Origin of the sequence: Agrobacterium sp. ST15.13.015 (assembly GCF_027871645.1) — a bacterium.
Classification (GTDB): domain Bacteria; phylum Pseudomonadota; class Alphaproteobacteria; order Rhizobiales; family Rhizobiaceae; genus Agrobacterium; species Agrobacterium leguminum.
The window spans coordinates 45,782-64,688 of sequence record NZ_JAQAHF010000006.1 but is presented as its reverse complement, the minus strand read 5'-3'; the positions used below and the strand labels follow the sequence as shown (position 1 = coordinate 64,688).

Annotated in this window: 20 protein-coding genes; 9 read left to right on the top strand and 11 right to left on the bottom strand. The window is 61.4% G+C overall.

Annotated elements, in window-relative coordinates:
• Window positions 1-119: 119 nt before the first annotated feature.
• The 9 genes from PIB16_RS11235 to PIB16_RS11195 form a co-directional block, all read right to left on the bottom strand.
• Window positions 120-905 (bottom strand): TIM barrel protein, encoded by a 786-nt coding sequence (locus PIB16_RS11235; protein WP_065655328.1) that lies wholly within the window; start codon window positions 903-905, stop codon window positions 120-122.
• Window positions 906-913: 8 nt separating this feature from the next.
• On the bottom strand, window positions 914-1,924 hold the full coding sequence (locus PIB16_RS11230; protein WP_065655329.1) for a Gfo/Idh/MocA family protein: 1,011 nt from the start codon (window positions 1,922-1,924) through the stop codon (window positions 914-916).
• A gap of 10 nt (window positions 1,925-1,934) precedes the next feature.
• Window positions 1,935-2,831: a sugar phosphate isomerase/epimerase family protein gene (locus PIB16_RS11225; RefSeq protein ID WP_003519788.1), complete on the bottom strand. Its 897-nt coding sequence runs from the start codon at window positions 2,829-2,831 to the stop codon at window positions 1,935-1,937.
• A gap of 46 nt (window positions 2,832-2,877) precedes the next feature.
• Window positions 2,878-3,786 carry a sugar ABC transporter substrate-binding protein gene (locus PIB16_RS11220; RefSeq protein ID WP_065655330.1) on the bottom strand — a complete coding sequence of 303 codons (909 nt, stop codon included), beginning with the start codon at window positions 3,784-3,786 and terminating at the stop codon, window positions 2,878-2,880.
• A 137-nt stretch (window positions 3,787-3,923) separates the two neighbouring features.
• Window positions 3,924-4,865: a sugar ABC transporter substrate-binding protein gene (locus PIB16_RS11215; protein WP_065655331.1), complete on the bottom strand. Its 942-nt coding sequence runs from the start codon at window positions 4,863-4,865 to the stop codon at window positions 3,924-3,926.
• Window positions 4,866-5,143: 278 nt separating this feature from the next.
• A complete protein-coding gene (locus tag PIB16_RS11210; protein ID WP_065655332.1) occupies window positions 5,144-6,172 on the bottom strand; it encodes a LacI family DNA-binding transcriptional regulator in 1,029 nt (342 codons plus the stop codon).
• Window positions 6,173-6,602: 430 nt separating this feature from the next.
• Window positions 6,603-7,808, bottom strand: coding sequence for a 3-oxoadipyl-CoA thiolase (gene pcaF, locus PIB16_RS11205; protein WP_065655333.1), 1,206 nt, complete (start codon window positions 7,806-7,808; stop codon window positions 6,603-6,605).
• A 10-nt stretch (window positions 7,809-7,818) separates the two neighbouring features.
• Window positions 7,819-8,514 (bottom strand): CoA transferase subunit B, encoded by a 696-nt coding sequence (locus tag PIB16_RS11200; RefSeq protein ID WP_059758412.1) that lies wholly within the window; start codon window positions 8,512-8,514, stop codon window positions 7,819-7,821.
• Complete coding sequence (locus PIB16_RS11195; RefSeq protein ID WP_065655334.1) at window positions 8,511-9,218, bottom strand: 3-oxoacid CoA-transferase subunit A; 708 nt, start codon at window positions 9,216-9,218, stop codon at window positions 8,511-8,513. Before PIB16_RS11195 ends, PIB16_RS11200 begins: the two co-directional genes overlap by 4 nt.
• A gap of 136 nt (window positions 9,219-9,354) precedes the next feature.
• Between PIB16_RS11195 and PIB16_RS11190 the strand changes: the two genes are divergently transcribed.
• Window positions 9,355-10,116: an IclR family transcriptional regulator gene (locus tag PIB16_RS11190; protein ID WP_065655379.1), complete on the top strand. Its 762-nt coding sequence runs from the start codon at window positions 9,355-9,357 to the stop codon at window positions 10,114-10,116.
• On the opposite strand, the gene PIB16_RS11185 is transcribed toward PIB16_RS11190, so the two are convergent.
• The gene (locus PIB16_RS11185; protein WP_065655335.1) at window positions 10,086-11,009 is read right to left on the bottom strand and encodes a helix-turn-helix domain-containing protein; all 924 of its coding nucleotides are present in this window, start codon (window positions 11,007-11,009) and stop codon (window positions 10,086-10,088) included. The genes PIB16_RS11190 and PIB16_RS11185 overlap by 31 nt on opposite strands.
• Window positions 11,010-11,126: 117 nt before the next feature.
• On the opposite strand from PIB16_RS11185, the gene pobA reads away from it, so the two are divergent.
• Window positions 11,127-12,299 (top strand): 4-hydroxybenzoate 3-monooxygenase, encoded by a 1,173-nt coding sequence (gene pobA / locus PIB16_RS11180; RefSeq protein WP_065655336.1) that lies wholly within the window; start codon window positions 11,127-11,129, stop codon window positions 12,297-12,299.
• 198 nt (window positions 12,300-12,497) lie between these two features.
• Here pobA and pcaQ read toward each other — a convergent pair whose 3' ends face one another.
• A complete protein-coding gene (gene pcaQ / locus PIB16_RS11175; protein WP_065655337.1) occupies window positions 12,498-13,439 on the bottom strand; it encodes a pca operon transcription factor PcaQ in 942 nt (313 codons plus the stop codon).
• 94 nt (window positions 13,440-13,533) lie between these two features.
• On the opposite strand from pcaQ, the gene pcaD reads away from it, so the two are divergent.
• From pcaD to PIB16_RS11140, 7 genes are all read left to right on the top strand, one after another.
• Window positions 13,534-14,331: a 3-oxoadipate enol-lactonase gene (pcaD, locus tag PIB16_RS11170; RefSeq protein WP_065655338.1), complete on the top strand. Its 798-nt coding sequence runs from the start codon at window positions 13,534-13,536 to the stop codon at window positions 14,329-14,331.
• 3 nt (window positions 14,332-14,334) lie between these two features.
• Window positions 14,335-14,754 (top strand): 4-carboxymuconolactone decarboxylase, encoded by a 420-nt coding sequence (gene pcaC / locus PIB16_RS11165; RefSeq protein WP_065655339.1) that lies wholly within the window; start codon window positions 14,335-14,337, stop codon window positions 14,752-14,754.
• Entirely contained in the window at window positions 14,751-15,491 is a 741-nt protein-coding gene (pcaH, locus tag PIB16_RS11160; protein WP_065655340.1) for a protocatechuate 3,4-dioxygenase subunit beta, read from the top strand. The genes pcaC and pcaH overlap by 4 nt, the downstream gene beginning before the upstream one ends.
• 2 nt (window positions 15,492-15,493) lie before the next feature.
• Window positions 15,494-16,114, top strand: a complete 621-nt coding sequence (pcaG, locus tag PIB16_RS11155) for a protocatechuate 3,4-dioxygenase subunit alpha (RefSeq protein WP_065655341.1) — start codon at window positions 15,494-15,496, stop codon at window positions 16,112-16,114.
• Between the two features lie 32 nt (window positions 16,115-16,146).
• Window positions 16,147-17,208 carry a 3-carboxy-cis,cis-muconate cycloisomerase gene (locus PIB16_RS11150; RefSeq protein WP_065655342.1) on the top strand — a complete coding sequence of 354 codons (1,062 nt, stop codon included), beginning with the start codon at window positions 16,147-16,149 and terminating at the stop codon, window positions 17,206-17,208.
• Window positions 17,209-17,577: 369 nt separating this feature from the next.
• Window positions 17,578-18,246, top strand: a complete 669-nt coding sequence (locus tag PIB16_RS11145) for an amino acid ABC transporter permease (RefSeq protein ID WP_059758436.1) — start codon at window positions 17,578-17,580, stop codon at window positions 18,244-18,246.
• 10 nt (window positions 18,247-18,256) lie between these two features.
• A complete protein-coding gene (locus tag PIB16_RS11140; protein WP_035262651.1) occupies window positions 18,257-18,907 on the top strand; it encodes an amino acid ABC transporter permease in 651 nt (216 codons plus the stop codon).

The window sequence follows — 18,907 nt, the reverse complement described above, 5'->3', positions numbered from 1 at the left end:
TGCTGCTCTCTCGTCGCTCGAAGACTACAGCATCATCCGTAAATGCGGAATTGATTTCTCTGGGTTTTTAATCCCTCGCAAGAAACGCCGCCCGCAGCGAACCGCGGGCGGCGAGGCGGTCAGAGCGCCTGGGAGATATGGTCGATGCTGCTCTTTACGGCAGCGGCCGGATCCTTCAGCTCGTGCACTTCCGTCGCGAAGGGTTCGAAGCTGTAAGGTCCCTTGTAACCGGCCGCCTCGAGTGTCCTGATCTGGGCGATATTCTCCAGCCGGTCGCCGCCATCCACCAGAACGCGGTGGGCGTCGAGCATGTCGGCTACGGAGACGGCAGGATCGATCACGCCGGAAATATGCACGAGGCCGGTGCGTTCGGGGAAGAACTCCGTCTCGCCCGCAAGATGGTGGTGGAAGGTGTCGTGCACCAGCCTGTAGACATCGCCGCCACCGGCCGCATCGATGGCCCTGATCGCTTCGGCCTTGGTGCGCATCGAAGAGACCGGGAAACCGAGCGGCTCGACGAAGCCGATCAGGCCGCGTTCCTTAAGGATCGGCTTCATGGCCTTCAGCGCCGTGACGAGATCGTCAAAGGACACCGGCGTACCGTCGTTGAGCGGGCACATGACCAGCGCTTTCGCACCGCTTGCCGCCGCATAATCGGCCATGGCGACGGCCCGCGCAGGCAGGTCGCCCGACCAGACGTTGAAGGGATAAAGCGCATTGATCGAGATAATCGTCACACCGGCCTTTTCGGCCGCCGCCTTTACCTCGGCCGGATCCACCGTGCCGACGATATCAGGCAGGTCGTTGCGGATTTCGACTTCTGTCAGGCCGAGTTCGCGGGCCGTCGCAAAGAACGCCTCGAGGGAAAGCTTCGGCGCGGTAATGTGGTTGATGGCAAAACGCATGAAAGACCTCACTGATAAAGGGCGGGACGGGCAGGAAGCTTGATTTCAACTGCTGCCCCGTCCGTTTCCTGCGCGGCCACGCAGGCGTCGGAGGTGACGGCGGCCACGTAGCCGTCCCATGCGTTGGGTCCCGATGCCGTGCCCTTCGCCGCCGCATGGATGAAGTCCTGCAATTCCACATCGTAGCTGGCGATGAAGCGGTCTTTCCAGTCGGTCAGGATATCGTTCTGCAGCTTGGCGCCAAGGCGGGTCTGCACCGACATCGGCTCCGGCAGGCTGGCAATGCCGTCCTCGCCCACCACCTGGCACTGGATATCGTAGCCATAATGGCAATTGACGAAGATTTCGACGTCGATGATCGTGCCCTTCGCCGTTTCCAGAATGACGATCTGCGGGTCCTTCAGCCGCGCATGGCTTCTGGCCGCCGAACGGGGAAAGAGAACCCGCGCCGAAACATAGTCATCGTCGAGCAGCCAGCGCAGCACGTCGATCTCATGGATCATCGTGTCATGGATCGCCATGGGCGTGACATATTGCTCCGGAACCGCGGGATTGCGGTGGGCGGCGTGCACCATGATCGGCGCGCCGATCCTGCTATCGACGGCCTGTTTCAGCGCCACGTAACCGGCGTCATATCGGCGCATGAAGCCCACCTGAACCAGCCGCCTGCCATGCGCCACCTCGGCGTCGACGATGCGTCTTGCGCCTTCCGCCGTTGTTGCCAGCGGTTTTTCGCAAAAGCACGGCTTGCCGGCGGCGATTGCCGCCAGCACATATTGCTCATGGGTTGCGCCCCATGAGGTGACGAGCACGGCATCCACATCCGGCGATGCGATCAGCTCTTCACCGGTGGCGAAAACGACGGCATCCGGGGCGATGTCGTTTTTGACCGCCTCGGCCGAGGCGCGGTTGACGTCGCTCAGCGCAACGATCTTCGCGCCGCCCAGAACCTTGTTGATACGGCGAGCGTGATCACGCCCGATTGCGCCGGTGCCGACGACACCAATTCTGACAGTCATTTGAAAAACCTCATTTCCAGTATTTGGCGACGTATCGCCGGGTTTCGCTGAGCATGAACCGCGCGCTTTCATCGACACGATCTTCCCAGGCAAACACGCAGTTCGAGAGCACGCCGTCGAATTTCATGTCGGCGAGCGTCGCAAAGAAGGTTTCCCAGTCGATCTCGCCCTGGCCGAAATCGGTGTGCTGGTGCACCCTGACCTTGGAACCGGGGGGATTAACGATGTAGCGCAGCTGCGACGACTTGTTGTGGTCATAGGTATCGGCAAGGCGCACATGCACCAGATGGCCCTCGGTGGCACGCAGGTTAGCCACCATGTCTGGCCCGTAAAAGAACGTGTGCGGCGCGATGAAGGAGGCCTTTACCGCCTTGGAATTGATGGTCTTGATGATGTCGATGGCCGGCGCGATCTCCTCGATCCAGTCTTCTGGATGGGCCTCCAGCGACAGCACCAGACCTTCCCGTTCAAGGATCGGCACCAGAATATCCATGGCGCGGAAGAACTGCGCTTCGCAGGTTTCCGGCCGATGCAGGCCGGAACGGTCGTTAAGGCTGCGATCCGGCGAACCGCCGCGGCCGAATTCCGAAACGAACATCGGGCATTCCATCTCAACGGCAATCTCGATGGCGCGTTTCCAGTTGTCGATCGCGACCTCCCATTCGTCCGGATAGGGGCTTGCCCAGCGATACATGGGCTGCAGCGTCGCAAGGCCGACACCATGGTCCTTCAGCGCCTTTTTGAATTCGGCGACGCGTTCGGGATAGACCTTCGGCCGGGTCCACCAGGAGAGGAAATCCGGACGGGGTGAAAGTTCGACGTAATCATAACCGAGTTCGGCAACCTTGCGGCAGGTCTCGGCCAGCGAAAGGTGTCGGAACATGTGGGGATCGAGCGTATGTTTCATGGCTGTTTCCAGTGGAGTGATAGATGGACCGGGTCGAAGCCCCCGCTTATTTGGCGTAGGCGGACATGTTTTCCGGGGTCACGAGTTCAAAGGGCACCCAAAGCGTCTTCTCGGTGCCTTGCCCGGCAGCGGCCTTCACCGCCGTCTGAACCGAGACCTCGCCTTGCTTCGTCGCATTCTGGTAGACGGTGATATCGAGGTCGCCGGCCTGCATGGCGGCAAGGCCGTCCGGCGTGGCGTCGATGCCGGCGATGACCACATCCTTCATGGAAACGCCCGCCGCCTTCAGCGCCTGCGCGGCGCCGATCGCCATTTCATCATTATTGGCGATGACGGCATCGAACTGGATGCCCGCCGTCAGCCAGGAGGAAACGAGATCCTGCGCCTGCGTGCGGCTCCAATTCGCCGTCTGCTTTTCGAGGATTTCGATCTTGCAGTCCGGCCGGGCAAACACCGTTTCCACATCCTTGGTGCGCACCAGCGCCGCATGGTTTTCCAAAGGTCCCATCAGGATCACGGCCTTGCCCTTGCCGCCCATCAGCTTGCAGGCGGCTTCCGCCTCCATCGTGCCGGAATCGAGTTCGTTGGAACCGACGAAGGCCGTGCCGTCAGGCAGGCCGGTTTCCAGTTCTGCCGGCGGATGATTGACATAAACGAGCGGGATTTTTGCGGCGGATGCGGCCTTGGTGATCGCCGAGGTGGCATCGCCATCCACGGCATTGACGATGATCGCATCGACACCATTGGCGATGAAATTCTGCACCTGATTGAGCTGTTTCGAAGGATCGAGCTGGGCGTCCTCCACCAGAAGCTCGATGTTCTTGTCACGCCCGGCCTCAGCCCTGATGCCGTTCAGCAAAATCGTCAGGAACGGATTGTCGAACGAAGTCATGGAGACCGCAACACGGGTCTCGGCAAGGGCAGGCGTTGCGAAAATGCAGAGCGCAGTCGCCATCAACAGGTTTTTCAAAGTCTTTCCTCCCGCGGAAAACCTCCGCTGGTTCAATCGCACTGATATCGCTGAAGCCGGAATATCCTCCCCCCGCCTCCAGCGTCTTCGGTCTGTCACGTTGTTCTCAGGTCCGAACGGCCTCAGTTCTTGGCCTGATAGTCCTTGAGGTTTGCGGGTGTGACCAGTTCGAAGGGTACGAAAACCTTCTTGTCCACCGCATCCCCCTTTGCCAGTTTCAGCGCCGTATCAACCGCGCCCTTGCCTTGCCCTGCGGCATTCTGGAAAACGCTCACATCCAGCTCACCCGCCGCCATGGCGGCAAGCGCGTCCTGCGTGGCGTCGATGCCGGCGATGATGACGCTGTCCATCGACCGGCCTGCCGCCTTCAGCGACTGGATGGCGCCGATGGCCATTTCGTCATTGTTGGAAATCACCGCATCGAACTGGACCCCGGCCGAAAGCCAGTTGGTCATCAGGTCCGAGCCTTGCGTGCGCGACCAGTTGGCGGATTGCTCCTCGACAAGCTTGATGAAGCTGCAATCGGGCGTCGCCACCACATCCTTGATATCCTGCGTGCGCATGCGGGCCGCCTGGTTGGAAAGCTCGCCCATCATCACCACCGCCTTCGCTTCCGCCTTGCCGGCGGCCTTCAGCAGGCGGCAGACTTCCTGCGTCTGCAGGGTGCCGGACTGCTTTTCATCGGAGGCAACGAAGGCCTGTTTTTCCGGCAGGCTGTCGAGGTTGACCGGCTGGCGGTTGACATAAACGAGCGGAATGCCGGCGGCAGCGGCAGCCTGCGAAAGCGCCACGGTCGCATCCGTATCCACCGGGTTGACGATGATGGCGTCGACGCCGGCGGCGACGAAGTTCTGCACCTGGCTCAACTGCTTGCCGACATCGTTCTGCGCATCCTCGATCTGCAGCGAAACGCCGCTCATGCCCTTGGAATAATCGATCATGCCGTTGCGCAGCACGGTCAGGAAATTATCGTCGAACAGGGCCATCGAAACGCCGATGGTTTCCGCCGAGGCGGTCGTCGCCAGCATGGTGGCGAGCGCTGCAATCGCGAAATGTCTTTTCATGTCGTTCTCCTCCAAAACCCTTGAAAAGAACCGGCTGCACGGTCCAGCGCCCATCGCGCCGCCACCGTTTGCCGGCAAAAAGTACCCGTCGCCGCGAAGACAAGTCCGCAGCCTGAAGCAATCAGAAACATCGTTATTATCGTGGATCAGCCTCCTGCCCGCTCCACACGCAGGCAAGATTTCCCAGTCCCGGCCCGGCGTCAACGGGTCAGCGGCAACCGAAACCATCAAGGCTGATAGAAAGAGACGCCGAATTTATGATAGAATCTATCAAACCATCAAAGGCTTTCAGGAACCCACAGATGGGCGGGTACAAACCGCTGTCCCGGCGTTTCCGCCATGCCATGTTCGATGCTGTGAACCATGGTGGCGATGAGGTCCGTGCATAATTCACGGAGCGGCGTCTGGAATATGCCGCTGATACGCTTTTCCAGCAGCGCCTGACGGGATTCGGGCGTCAGTTCATTCACAAGACAGACGATGGCCTCCTGCCGGTTTTCCTGCTGCAGGGCCTCGATGACGCCTTCCATGCCGCCGCCGATGCAATAGATGCCGACCAGATCCTTGTGCTTGGCGATGGTGTCCATCACCAGCTCATAGGTCAGCCGCCGGGTTTCCAGCGTGATCAGCGCATCCATCACCTCGAATTCCGGCGCATATTCCCGCATATAGCTGCGAAAGCCGGTTTCGCGCAGCGAGTGACCGTGAAAACGGTGGCCGCCGAGCAGCAAAAGCACCTTGCCCCTGCTGCGCGCCAACCGAGAGATCATCCAGGCCGCCGTGCGCCCGACTTTCATGTTGTTGGCGCCGAGATAAGCTTCCCGCACCCCCTGCGCGAAATCCGAAAGCAGCGAAAATGTCGGAATGCCCTTCGCCTTCAGGGCCTCGACGGCGGCGGTGACATCGTGATGGTCCGGCCCCGTGGCCGCCACGGCCTGCACGCGGCCCTTCATGCCCGCCAGAAGGGCCGCAAGCTCGCTCGGCTCGCCCGACTGGGCAAATTCGATGCGCAGATTGAGATGGCGATCCCGGACGTTGCGCGCCGCAAGCTCCAGCTCGTCGGCGAAGGTCTGGTAGAAGGCGTGCCGTTCCTTGCGCAGGATGATGCCGAGACTATAGGAGGGCAGATCGGCCAGCATGCGCTGGCGAATGATGTTGGTGGCATGGAAACCGATCTTCTCCGCCGCCTCGAACACCCGCCGGGAGGTTTCCTCCCGCACCGGCAGGCGACCGTTCAGCACCCGGTCGACGGTGGCGACGCTGACACCGGCGGCTGTCGCAACATCTGTGATGGTCGGACGTTTCATGCGGGCACCCCGTAGACGGAAAGATTCCTGTCATATCTCGCAAAACATGTCACGGATTATGATGGAATCCAACATGTGCAGGAGGATTTCGTTAGGGAAGGCTATGGAGGTGAATATCAGGCAGGCGCGCCATTTGCGAGATCGGCATTTTAAAATGCCGTTGCCTCCCTCATCTCTGTGCTTGTCACAGAGATCCAGCCAGCCCAAGTCCTTGGGCTGAAAAGACCCTCTGCGCCGCGCAGACGCGCGCCGGCTAGATTCCTGTGACAAGCACAGGAATGAGGGGGCTGGGATGTGTCAGAGCGAAAAATCACCTGCCGAGTAACCTGAATGGCCACTGTCACACGTAAGGAAGCTGCGGCAGCGGGCATTCGTACCGTTTTACGGCGGCATTCGCAACGTTTTGGCGATGCCGAATGCCGCCAGACAATCAGACCCGTTCCAGCGCCACGGCTATACCCTGCCCGACGCCGATGCACATGGTGGCGAGGGCAAGACGCTTGCCGGTCAGCGAAAGTTCGAGCGCCGCCGTGCCGGCAATGCGCGCGCCGGACATGCCGAGCGGATGGCCGAGCGCGATGGCGCCGCCATTGGCATTCACCCGCGCATCGTCATCCGCAATGCCGAGCTGCCTCAGCGTCGCAAGGCCCTGGCTGGCGAAAGCCTCATTCAGCTCGATTACGTCGAGCTGCTCCTGCTTCAGCCCGAGCCGGGCCAGCAGCTTCGCGGATGCTGGGGCCGGACCGATGCCCATGACGCGCGGCGGCACACCGGCGGCGGCACCGCCGAGAATGCGGGCAATCGGCGTCAGCCCGTATTTTTTCGCAGCTTCCGCCGATGCGACGATGAGTGCGGCCGCGCCGTCATTGACGCCGGACGCATTGCCCGCCGTCACCGTCGCGCCCTCGCGCCTGTTGACCGGCTTCAGCTTCGCCAGCGCTTCAAGGCTCGTGGCGCGCGGGTGTTCATCCTTCGATACCACCAGCGGATCGCCCTTGCGCTGCGGGATGGTCACGGACACGATTTCCCTGTCAAGACGACCATTGGCCTGCGCGTCAGCCGCCTTCTGCTGGCTGCGAACGGCGAAGGCGTCCTGATCCTCACGGGAGACCTGATAGTCAATGGCGACGTTATCACCGGTTTCCGGCATGGAATCGACGCCATATTGCGCCTTCATCAGCGGGTTGACGAAACGCCAGCCGATGGTGGTGTCGTAGATTTCGGCATTGCGCGAAAAGGCGCTCTCCGCCTTCGGCAGAACGAAGGGCGCTCGGCTCATGCTTTCCACGCCGCCGGCGATCATCAATTCCGCCTCGCCCGATTTCACGGCGCGGGCGGCTGCGATGAGGGCATCCATGCCCGAACCGCACAGCCGGTTGATCGTCGTTCCGGTCACCGAAACCGGCAGGCCGGCGAGCAGCAGCGACATGCGTGCGACGTTGCGGTTATCCTCACCCGCCTGGTTGGCGCAACCGAAGATCACATCCTCGACGGCTTCCCAGTCGACGGAAGGGTTGCGCTCGACAAGCGCCTTGAGCGGCACCGCGCCGAGATCGTCGGCCCGCACCGAAGAAAGCGCGCCGCCGAAGCGGCCGATGGGCGTGCGGATATAGTCGCAGATGAATGCGTCGGTCATCGGTTTTTCCTCAAAGTTCCGGGGCGACGAGATCGGCAACCTCGCCATCGACCGCCAAAGGCGCGCCGGTCATGGCCTGCAATTCATCGAAGGTCATCGCCGGCAGTTTTTCACGCAGCACGAAACGGCCATCCACCACGTCAATGACAGCATGGCTGGTATAAATGCGGGTGATGCAGCCAACGCCGGTCAGCGGAAAAGCGCATTTTTCAACGAGCTTCGGTTCGCCGTTCTTGGTCACATGTTCGGTGATGACGAAGACCTGCTTGGCGCCATGCACAAGATCCATGGCGCCGCCGACGGCCGGCACGCCCTTGGAGCCAACGCGCCAATTGGCGAGATCGCCATTCTGCGCCACCTGATAGGCTCCGAGGATCGCCACATCCAGATGCCCGCCGCGCACCATGGCGAAGCTGTCGGCATGGTGGAAGAAGGCCGCACCCGGCTTCAGCGTCACGGCCTTCTTGCCGGCATTGATAAGGTTCCAGTCCTCTTCGCCTTCCGGCGGCGCTTCGCCAAAATTCAGGATACCGTTTTCGGTATGGAAGATCGCCTGACGGCCGGGCGGCTGGTAGCGCGCCACCATTTCCGGAAAGCCGATGCCGAGGTTGACGTAAGCGCCGTCTTCGATGTCCTGCGCCGCGCGCCATGCGATCTGGGCGTTGGAAAGCTTGATGTCTTCGCGGGTGTCGATGGTCTGGGTCATGCGTAGGCTACTCCCGCGCGAATGAGAACTTCTTCCTGTTGGGGATCGGGGATTTCCACGACGCCGTTCACGAAAATGCCGGGCGTGACGACATGCTCCGGATCGATCTCCCCGGCGGCCACGATCTTCGAGACCTGCGCGATGGTGGTCTTTGCGGCCATGCACATCAGCGGGTTAAAATTGCGGCCCGCCTTGTTGTAGGTGAGGTTGCCATAGGTATCGCCAAGCTCGGCCTTGACGATGGCGAAATCGGCTTTCAGCCAGCGTTCCTGCACGTAGGACCGGCCGTCGAATTCCGCGATGACCTTGCCTTCAGCCAGTTCCGTGCCGAAGCCGGTGGGGGTGTAGAAGGCCGGAATGCCGGCACCGCCGGCGCGGATGCGCTCGGCAAGCGTGCCCTGCGGCACCAGTTCCAGCTCGATTTCGCCGGCCAGATACCGGTCGGTGAAAGCGCGCGGATCGGAAGAGCGCGGGAAGGAGCAGATCATCTTTTTGACCATGCCGGCGTCGATCATCGCGGCGATGCCGATGCGGCCGTTGCCGGCATTGTTGTTGATGACCGTCAGGTTCTTCGGGCCCCTGTCGATCAGCGCATGGATCAGTTCGATGGGCGCGCCGGAGCCGCCGAAACCGCCGATCATGATCGTCGCACCGTCACCGATGCCGGAAAGCGCCTCTTCCGCGCTCTTGATTGTCTTGTCCATTAAAACCTCCATCCAGCCGGACGGATGGAACCCGCAAGGCTGCCTGAGCACGAGGTAAATCCGAAACCGCCTCGACGGCAAGGATTTTGTGCGTTATATGATTTTTGTTCGTATATCGCACAAATGGAGCCTCAACATGGCCGTCAGCGAAAGAGACATGATGGGCGGTCTCGCCAAGGGATTGCGGGTGATCGAGGCCTTCAGCGCCGAGCGGCCGCGACTGTCGATTTCCGATGCCGCCGAGATTGCCGGGCTGGACCGCGCCACGACGCGGCGCTGCCTGCTGACGCTTTCGGAACTCGGTTATGCCGCTTATGACGGCAAGTTCTTTACCGTGACGCCGAAGGTGCTGCGCCTCGGCACCGGCTGTCTTGCCACCATGCCGCTGCCGCGCATCGTGCAGCCGCTGCTCGACCGCCTTTCCGAAGAGATCGGACAGAGCACCTCCGTTTCCATTCTGGATGAGACCGAGATCGTTTATGTGGCCCGCGCCGCGCAGCAGCGGGTGATGTCGATTGCGCTGATGCCGGGTTCGCGCCTGCCCGCCTATTGCACCTCCATGGGCCGGGTTCTTCTTTCGGCGCAGACTGCCGAGCGGCAGCGCGACATTCTCGAAGCCTCGAGGCTGGTCGGCCGTACGGAAAAGACCATTACCAGCATGGACGCTCTGCTCGCCGAAATCGAGGCCACCGGCCATCGCGGTTATGCGCTGATCGATCAGGAGGTGGAGATCGGCCTTCGCTCCATTGCAGTGCCGCTGAAAACCATGCGCGGGCAGACGGTGGCCGCCCTCAATGTCGGGCTTGCCGCCTCGGTCGCCTCGATGGAAGACCTCGTGGAGCGATACCTGCCCGCGCTTCTTGCCGTTCAGCGGGAACTGGCAAGAATGCTCGTCTGAAGCGGCACCTGCCGCGCCCCGGAATCCCCCATTTTCCGCTGCTCCGCCAGCCGCCAGGCGCGCGGGGTCATGCCGGTCTCGTGCTTGAAGAACCGGTTGAAATAGGCCGGATCGGCAAAACCCAGCCCCTCCGCAATCATCTGCACGCTGGAAACGGTAAAGATCAGCTCCTGCTGGGCGATCTCGATCTGACGTTTGGCGATCAGCCGCTGCAGGCTGAGGCCGGAAACGGAGCGGACCAGACGGTTGAGATGCGTCTCGGAAAGACCGAGCTTCTTCGCATAAAACTCCGCCTTTTGCGGCTCGCGAATATGGCGTGCAATCAGTGACAGCAAAAGTTCGAAACGCTGCTCCGCTAAACCTTCGCCGGTGCCTTCCATGAGCGGCCGCGCCGCCCGCGCCAGAAGCGCCGTCACGATGGCCAGTTGACCTTCGATGATGGCATCCCGGCCCGTCTCGCGTGTTTCATATTCGGCGGAAATCTGTTCGAACCCGCTGCGCAGACGTTCGCCATCGGTAAAATCCCGCAACGGCAACAGGACAGGCCGCTGGAAATTCCGCAGCAGCAGCGCTTGCACCGAGGCCGGCAGGGCGCCCGGCAGCACGGTAACGATCACCCCGCCAATATCGCGCGAAAACCGAAATCCGTGCTCAAACCCCGGCGGCACGACAATGGCGACCGGCGGGCGGATCGCCTCGATGCGGCCATCCAGCAGCGCATCGCCCTCGCCGCCCCAAATGTACAAGATTTGCTGAAACGCAGCGTGACGGTGCAGGCCGATTTCAAAGCGGTGCAGGCTGCTTCTCGAAAAAAGCGTCTCGCAATGAAACCGGAAATCAGTGCCTTGCACCGCTTCTTCGCCATACAAACCCTCACTCGCAGCAAGCCGCATGTTCCTTCGCTCCTCCGCACAATGGTCGGATTGTGCAATTTGCCGATCAGAAAGTCCATTGAGCTTGCCGCATCCCTTGGTCAATTTCTTGATAGGAGACAAGTTCGGGAGGAAACAATGCGCACCCAGGTCGTCATCATCGGCTCCGGCCCTTCAGGGCTTCTGCTTGGCCAGCTTCTGGCCAGAGAAGGCGTCGAGACCGTCATTCTCGACCGGGTCAGCAAGGACTACATTCTCGGCCGTGTCCGCGCCGGCGTGCTGGAGGAAGGCACGGTGCAGCTCATGGAAAAGGTGGGCGCGGACAAGCGCCTGCACCGGGAAGGCCTGCCGCATGACGGATTTTCGCTGACCTTCGACGGTCGCGACCACCGTATCGATCTCTTCGACCTGACCGGCGGCAGCCATGTGATGGTTTACGGCCAGACCGAAGTGACCCATGACCTGATGGATGTCCGCGAAGCGGCAAACCTTGTGACCATCTACGACGCCGGCAATGTCGAGCCGCATGATTTCGATGGTGCCAGCCCCTATGTCACCTATCAGAAAGACGGCGTAAGCCACCGGATCGATTGCGATTTCATCGCCGGCTGCGACGGCTTCCACGGGGTGAGCCGCAAATCCGTGCCGCAGGGCGCCATCAAGGAATTCGAGAAGGTCTATCCTTTCGGCTGGCTCGGCATTCTGGCCGATGTGCCGCCCGTCAACCATGAACTCATCTATGCCAACCACCCGCGCGGTTTTGCGCTCTGTTCCATGCGCTCGCACACCCGCAGCCGTTATTACATTCAGTGTTCGCTGGAGGACCGGCCGGAGGACTGGAGCGACGAGCGTTTCTGGGACGAAATCCGCCGCCGCCTGCCGGAAAACCATGCGGATGCCATGGTCACCGGCCCGTCCTTTGAAAAATCCATCGCGCCGCTCCGGTCCTTCGTCTGTGAACCGATGCGGTTCGGAAGGCTGTTTCTGGCCGGAGACGCCGCCCACATCGTGCCGCCGACGGGCGCGAAGGGTCTCAACCTCGCCGCCAGCGATGTGCATTATCTGAGCGAGGCGCTGATCGAATTTTATCGCGACCGTTCCGAGGCCGGCATCGACGGCTATTCGCAGAAGGCGCTTTCCCGGGTCTGGAAGGCCGTGCGTTTCTCCTGGTGGATGACGACGATGATGCATCGCTTCCCTGACACAGGAGATTTCGGCCAGCGCATTCAGGAAGCGGAACTGGACTACCTCGTGCAATCGCGCGCCGCTTCCACCGCGCTTGCAGAGAATTATGTGGGGCTTCCCTATTAGGGGCTGCCCCAGACACGCGGCTTTTATCTCTACCGTTTTCACACCCGTCACCCCGGACCTGATCCGGGGTCCAGCGCGATCAAGTCATTGATCGCAAAAGACTCTTTTCACGGCGCAGACGCGCGGTGGCTGGATTCCGGCTCAAGGCCGGAATGACGGAGGAGAGGTTCTCAGACTTTTCCGGCTCTCACTCTCATCTCAATAACCGGCCTCCGGCCTCCCATCCAGCAACTCGCCCGCCGCCTCGCGAATAGCCTGCATCAGCAGCGACAGCGGCAGCGAGGGCTGCGTATCGGCCCTCACCGTCAGCCCCACCGGGCCGCTGGTATCGCCGGTCTCGACGGGCAGGATAGCCAGAACACCATCCGCCACATCCGCCGCCACCACGCCTTCCGAGATGATCCAGATCGCATCGCTGGTGCGCAGGAAGGCGCGGCCGAAGGCGTCGGACACGGTTTCGATGCGGATCGGCAGGGCCGGCACGCCGTTGGCGATCAAAAACTGCTCGACGACAGGGCCGATGACCGATTGGCGTGTCGGCATCAGCACGGGATATTCATGCAGGTGATCGAACACCGAAAGGCCGGGCGACAACAGCGGGTGGCCGGCGCGCACCACGAAGCGGACCTTTTCCGAATAGAGATGCTCAAAGGAAAAACCCGCCATTTTCTGCGGTGCAGCCAGACGGCCAACAACAAGATCGAGATCGCCGACCCGCAATTGTTCCAGCAGCACGGCGTTTTCGCCTGTGACGATCTTCACCGGGCTGCCGGTCTTTTCCGCCAGAAAACCGGCCATCGCCTTCGGCATGATGCGAACAGACACCGTGGGCAGAGCGCCGACCCGCACCGGCGGACCGGCGCGCGCCGCCTCCTGCGATACCGAATCGACCGCCTGCCTGAGCGCCGTCATCGTCGCGCCGGCGTGGCGCAGGAACACCTCGCCATAACGGCTGATGCGGATGCCGCGCCCCTCCCGGTCGAACAGCGAGACGCCGAGAATATCTTCCAGCTCACGGATCGTCTTCGTCACCGCCGGCTGGCTGACATGCAGGATTTCCGCAGCGCGGATGACGCTTTTCTGCCGCGCCACCTCCACGAAAGTCTGCAGGTGGCGGAACTTGATACGCTGATCGACCATCGCTCATATAATCCACAGGTTATGATTTTCATCGATAATGTCATTTTACTTAACCGGAACCCGCTTGCAATATCCCCGGCAGGAGGAGCACATCATGCATTTTCTGCGCTGTGGCGAGACCGTGATCCATTACCGCATCAAGGGATTGGACACAGGCAAGCCGGTCATCGCCTTCATCAATTCGCTCGGCACCGATTTCCGCATCTGGGATGCGGTGATCGAAGCGCTCGGAGATGATTATGCCTATGTGCTGCACGACAAGCGCGGCCACGGGCTTTCCGATATCGGACACACCCCCTATTCCATCGACGATCATGCCGGCGATCTGATCGCACTCCTCGATCATCTTGGCGTGAAGAGCGCGATCATCTGGGGCCTGTCGGTGGGCGGCCTGATTGCGCAGGGGCTTTATGCCCGCCGTCCCGATCTGGTGCGCGCACTCCTGCTCAGCAACACCGCCCACAGGATCGGCGCGGCCGAGATGTGGAACGCCCGCATCGACAAGATCGCCGCGGACGGCCTCGTCTCGCTGGTCGATCCCGTCATGGAGCGCTGGTTCACACCCGCCTTCCGTCAGCCTGACAATGCCGCCTATTCCGGCGCGCGCAACATGCTTTCGCAACAGCCGGAAGCCGGTTACAGCGGCACCTGCGCCGCCATCCGCGATGCGGATTTTACCGAAGAGGCCGGGCGCATCGCCGTGCCGACGCTTTGTGTCGCGGGCGATCAGGATGGCTCAACACCGCCGGAACTGGTGCAATCGCTGGCCGGTCTCATTCCCGCAAGCCGCTTTGTCACCATTGCCGGCTGCGGCCATATTCCCTGCCTTGAACAGCCGCTCACCTACGCGCAGGCGGCGTGCATTTTTCTCAAGACCTTGCCGGAGCATTGACCGATGGCGGACCATATCGACAAGAACGAACGTTTCGAACAGGGCATGAAAACCCGCCGCTCCGTGCTCGGCGACGCCCATGTCGACCGGGCGCAGACCATGACGTCCGGTTTCGACCAACCTTTCCAGCAGCTCATCACCGAAGCCGCCTGGGGAACGGTGTGGTCTGGCAACCACTGGACGAAGCGCGAGCGCTCGATGGTCACCATCGCCCTGCTCGCCGCACTCGGGCAGGACGAAGAGCTGGCCATGCATGTGCGCGCCACTGCCAATACCGGCGCCACCGAGGCGGATATTCGCGAGGCGCTGCTGCATGTGGCGATCTATGCCGGCGTGCCCGCCGCCAACCACGCTTTCAAAATCGCCAAGCTTGCCCTGGCCAGCATGAAAGCCGATAGTTCCAGCGAGGAGGAGACGAAATGAGCAACCAGCCGCCGGAAACCGGACCGTTCTTCGCACGCAACCGCGACATCCATCCGCTCGCCTATGCGCCCGGCTACAAAACCTCGATCCTGCGTTCGCCGCAACGCGCGCTGATTTCGCTGGAAGGCACTAGGAGCGAGATCACCGGCCCGGTCTTCGGCCATGGCATGCTGAACCCGCTGGATAACGACCTCATCCTCAACTATGCCCGCCCCGGCGAAATGCCGGTCGGGCCGCGCATTCTGGTGCACGGCCGGGTGCTGGACGAGCGTGGCCGCGGCGTGGATGGCGCGCTGGTGGAATTCTGGCAGGCCAATGCCGGCGGACGCTACCGCCACAAGAAGGAAAGCTACCTCGCCGCCATCGATCCGAATTTCGGCGGCGTCGGCCGCACCATCACGGATGAGAACGGCTATTATTGGTTCAAGACCATCCAGCCGGGCGCATATCCCTGGCCGAACGGCGTCAATGACTGGCGGCCGGCCCATATTCACTTCTCGGTCTTCGGCCACGGGTTCGCCCAGCGGCTCATCACCCAGATGTATTTCGAAGGCGACCCGCTCATCTGGAAATGTCCGATCGTCAAGACCATTCCGGATGAGGATGCGATCAGAAGGCTGATCGCGCCGCTGGACATGAATGCGACGCTGCCGATGGACATGCTGGCTTACAAGTTCGATATCGTTCTGCGCGGGCGCCGCTCGACCCTTTTCGAAAACCGCATGGAGGGCAACTGACCATGGTTCAGCCGCTCAACTATCTCAAGGAAACCGCCTCGCAGACGGCCGGCCCTTACGTGCATATCGGGTGCACGCCGAATTTCGTCGGCATCGAGGGCGTGTTCGAGAAGGATCTCGGCTCCGGTCCGCTTTATAACGACAAGGCCCGCGGCGAACGCATCAGCGTGCGCGGCACGGTCTATGACGGTGCGGGCATGGCGCTGAAGGATGCGCTGATCGAAATCTGGCAGGCCGATACCGACGGTTATTACAACAGCCCCAGCGAAACGCGGGGCAAGGCCGATCCGAATTTCATCGGCTGGGGCCGCTCGCCCGGCGACATGGATACGGGTGAGTTCGTCTTCGAAACCATCAAGCCCGGCAAGGTGCCGTTCCGCGATGGCCGGCCGATGGCGCCGCACATCACCTTCTGGATCGTCGCACGCGGCATCAATATCGGCCTGCAAACCCGCATGTATTTTCCCGAAGAACAGGAGGCCAATGCCGCCGATCCGGTTCTTGCCCGCATCGAGCAGAAAAGCCGCATCGCCACGCTTGTCGCCAAAAAAGAGGAAGGCAACGTCTATCGTTTCGATATCCGCCTTCAGGGCGAAGGCGAAACCGTGTTTTTCGATATCTGACGCATATCGCGCAAAAGAAAGCGAGACGGAAGATGAGCCTTTCCCCCTTCGAGCATCCGTTTTTGTCAGGCCTCTTCGGCGACAGCGAGATCGTCGAGCTGTTTTCGGCAAGAGCGGATATCGACGCCATGGTCCGTTTCGAGACGGGGCTGGCGCAGGCGGAAGCGCAGGCCGGCATCATCCCCGAGGATGCGGCAGAAGCAATCGTTTCGCGGCTTTCGGACTTTGCCGCCGATATGACCGCGCTTCGCCATGGCGTCGCGAAGGACGGCGTCGTGGTTCCCGAACTCATCCGGCAGATGCGCGCGGCGGTCGCCGGCCAGGCGGCGGAAAGGGTGCATTTCGGCGCCACCAGCCAAGATGTCATCGATACCAGCCTGATGTTGCGGCTGAAGGCTGCGACGGAAATCATCTCCGCCCGGCTCGGCCGCCTAATCGATACGCTGGGAGACCTTGCCTCCCGCGACGGCCACAACCCACTGACGGGCTATACCCGCATGCAGGCCGCCATCGGCATCACCGTCGCCGACCGGGCGGCGAGCTGGACTGCGCCGCTGGAACGCCACCTGCTGCGGCTCGAAAGTTTTACTCAGAGCGGCTTCGCCCTGCAATTCGGCGGCGCGGCCGGTACGCTGGAAAAGCTTGGCGACAATGCCGCAGCGGTGCGTGCCGATCTCGCAAAACGGCTCGGCCTTGCCGATAGGCCGCAATGGCAAAGCCAGCGCGACGGCATCGCCGAATTCGCCAATCTGCTCTCGCTGATCACCGGCGCGCTCGGCAAGTTCGGGCAGGATATTGCGCTGATGGCCGAACTCGGTGCGGAAATCCGCCTCTCCGGCGGCGGCGGATCCTCGGCCATGCCGCACAAACAGAACCCGGTCAATGCCGAAACGCTGGTGACGCTCGCACGCTTCAATGCGGTGCAGATATCCGCCCTGCACCAGTCGCTCGTGCACGAACAGGAACGATCTGGCGCGGGCTGGATGCTGGAATGGCTGTCGCTGCCGCAAATGGTGACGGCAACCGGCGCCTCGCTGCTGATCGCCGGGCGATTGGCCGAGCAGATAGACAGGCTGGGCACGGGCGAAAACTAGCCGCAAGGCCGGTCGATTTCGTGTGCAAACTGGGTTTTCGGGCGCTGCCGAACAGCAGCCGGAGACGATGCGACGACGCGCGGGAAGTGATTGCGCTTTTCCGCATTAGTCATTGATAAAAAAGACTTTATTCAGAAATCCTGAAAATGAAAAAACAGCATGAAAGCTGCTTTTTAACCGGACATGCCGCTTGACACAAAAATGAACTAACTGGTACAAACATTAAGATTAACAGCCTGCCGCCGACAAGGGTTTTGAAGCCTGCGGCGACAGTGAACGACAAATGGAGGGCTTTGGCGCCGCAAGGTTTCCAAAGCAATGCGGACAAGGCGAAACGCCTGTCCGGACCCGAACGGGTTGGGAGGAAGAATGTCTTACAGTCTCGATTTTTCGGCGGTCATAGACCGCCTTCCCGAGCTGCTTTTAGCCTGTCTGGCGACGATCGGCCTTGCGATTGCCGGCATGTCGCTCGCCACCGTCATCGGCGTTTTGGGCGTCGTCGCCCGCCGCTCGCGGTTCAAGCTGCTGCGCGGCCTCGTCATCGGTTTTGTGGAAACAATCCGCAACACGCCGTTTCTGGTGCAGATATTCTTCATCTTCTTCGCCCTGCCGCAGATCGGCATCAAGCTCAACCCGACGGTAACGGCCATCATTGCATTGGCTCTGAACGGCGGCGCCTATGCGATTGAAATCATTCGCGGCGGGGTCGATTCCATTCCCAAGGGCCAGGTGGAGGCGGGGCTTGCGCTCGGCCTTCACCGTGCGCAGATCTTCCGGCACATCATCCTGAAGCCGGCGCTGCGGGCGGTCTATCCCTCGCTCACCAGCCAGTTCATCATGCTGACGCTGACCACCTCGGTCTGCACCTCGATCGCCGCTTACGAGCTGACCTCGGTGGCGCAGAAGATCGAGGCGGATACATTCCGGTCCTTCGAGGTCTATTTCTCGATCACGCTGCTTTATCTGGTCATTTCCTCGCTGATGATGGGCATTTTCTCGCTCATCTCCCGCGCATCCTTCAGCTATCCGGTCAAGTGAGGAAAAGACAATGGCATCCATCGGTCCCAACGAACTCTTCTTCCTGCTGCAAGGCCTGAAATGGACGCTTGCGCTGACCATCATCGGCTTTATTGGCGGCGGCGTCTTCGGCCTTTGCGTGGCGCTTGCCCGCGTCGCGGATAGCCCGGCGATCCAGCGCGCCAGCACCGGTTACATCGCCGTCTTTCAGGGTACGCCGCTCCTGATGCAGCTTTTCGTGGTCTATTACGGCGTGGCGCTTGCTGGCCTCAATGTCGATGCCTGGATTGCGGTCGCCATCGCTTTTACGCTGCATGCCAGCGCCTTCCTCGGCGAAATCTGGCGCGGCGGCATCCAGGCGGTGCCGAAGGGCCAGACGGAAGCCGCCAATGCGCTCGGCCTGCATTACATCTCGCGCATGAAGGACGTGGTTTTGCCGCAGGCCTTCAAGATTTCGCTGCCGGCCACCATCGGTTTCCTCGTGCAGCTCATCAAGGGCACCTCGCTTGCGGCCATTGTCGGCTTCGTCGAGCTGTCGCGCGCCGGCCAGATCGTCTCCAACCAGACGTTCCGCCCGCTCACCGTCTTCGCCCTCGTCGGCGTCATTTATTTCCTGATCTGCTGGCCGCTTTCCCTGTGGGGCGCCAGCGTTGAAAAGCGGCTGCAGACCGCAACCCGCTAA

Bases quoted from the DNA above. Each gene is read 5' to 3' on its own strand.
- PIB16_RS11235 (WP_065655328.1), bottom strand. From the start codon at position 905: ATGCGTTTTGCCATCAACCACATTACCGCGCCGAAGCTTTCCCTCGAG.
- PIB16_RS11230 (WP_065655329.1), bottom strand. From the start codon at position 1,924: ATGACTGTCAGAATTGGTGTCGTCGGCACCGGCGCAATCGGGCGTGAT.
- PIB16_RS11225 (WP_003519788.1), bottom strand. From the start codon at position 2,831: ATGAAACATACGCTCGATCCCCACATGTTCCGACACCTTTCGCTGGCC.
- PIB16_RS11220 (WP_065655330.1), bottom strand. From the start codon at position 3,786: ATGGCGACTGCGCTCTGCATTTTCGCAACGCCTGCCCTTGCCGAGACC.
- PIB16_RS11215 (WP_065655331.1), bottom strand. From the start codon at position 4,865: ATGAAAAGACATTTCGCGATTGCAGCGCTCGCCACCATGCTGGCGACG.
- PIB16_RS11210 (WP_065655332.1), bottom strand. From the start codon at position 6,172: ATGAAACGTCCGACCATCACAGATGTTGCGACAGCCGCCGGTGTCAGC.
- pcaF (WP_065655333.1), bottom strand. From the start codon at position 7,808: ATGACCGACGCATTCATCTGCGACTATATCCGCACGCCCATCGGCCGC.
- PIB16_RS11200 (WP_059758412.1), bottom strand. From the start codon at position 8,514: ATGACCCAGACCATCGACACCCGCGAAGACATCAAGCTTTCCAACGCC.
- PIB16_RS11195 (WP_065655334.1), bottom strand. From the start codon at position 9,218: ATGGACAAGACAATCAAGAGCGCGGAAGAGGCGCTTTCCGGCATCGGT.
- PIB16_RS11190 (WP_065655379.1), top strand. From the start codon at position 9,355: ATGGCCGTCAGCGAAAGAGACATGATGGGCGGTCTCGCCAAGGGATTG.
- PIB16_RS11185 (WP_065655335.1), bottom strand. From the start codon at position 11,009: ATGCGGCTTGCTGCGAGTGAGGGTTTGTATGGCGAAGAAGCGGTGCAA.
- pobA (WP_065655336.1), top strand. From the start codon at position 11,127: ATGCGCACCCAGGTCGTCATCATCGGCTCCGGCCCTTCAGGGCTTCTG.
- pcaQ (WP_065655337.1), bottom strand. From the start codon at position 13,439: ATGGTCGATCAGCGTATCAAGTTCCGCCACCTGCAGACTTTCGTGGAG.
- pcaD (WP_065655338.1), top strand. From the start codon at position 13,534: ATGCATTTTCTGCGCTGTGGCGAGACCGTGATCCATTACCGCATCAAG.
- pcaC (WP_065655339.1), top strand. From the start codon at position 14,335: ATGGCGGACCATATCGACAAGAACGAACGTTTCGAACAGGGCATGAAA.
- pcaH (WP_065655340.1), top strand. From the start codon at position 14,751: ATGAGCAACCAGCCGCCGGAAACCGGACCGTTCTTCGCACGCAACCGC.
- pcaG (WP_065655341.1), top strand. From the start codon at position 15,494: ATGGTTCAGCCGCTCAACTATCTCAAGGAAACCGCCTCGCAGACGGCC.
- PIB16_RS11150 (WP_065655342.1), top strand. From the start codon at position 16,147: ATGAGCCTTTCCCCCTTCGAGCATCCGTTTTTGTCAGGCCTCTTCGGC.
- PIB16_RS11145 (WP_059758436.1), top strand. From the start codon at position 17,578: ATGTCTTACAGTCTCGATTTTTCGGCGGTCATAGACCGCCTTCCCGAG.
- PIB16_RS11140 (WP_035262651.1), top strand. From the start codon at position 18,257: ATGGCATCCATCGGTCCCAACGAACTCTTCTTCCTGCTGCAAGGCCTG.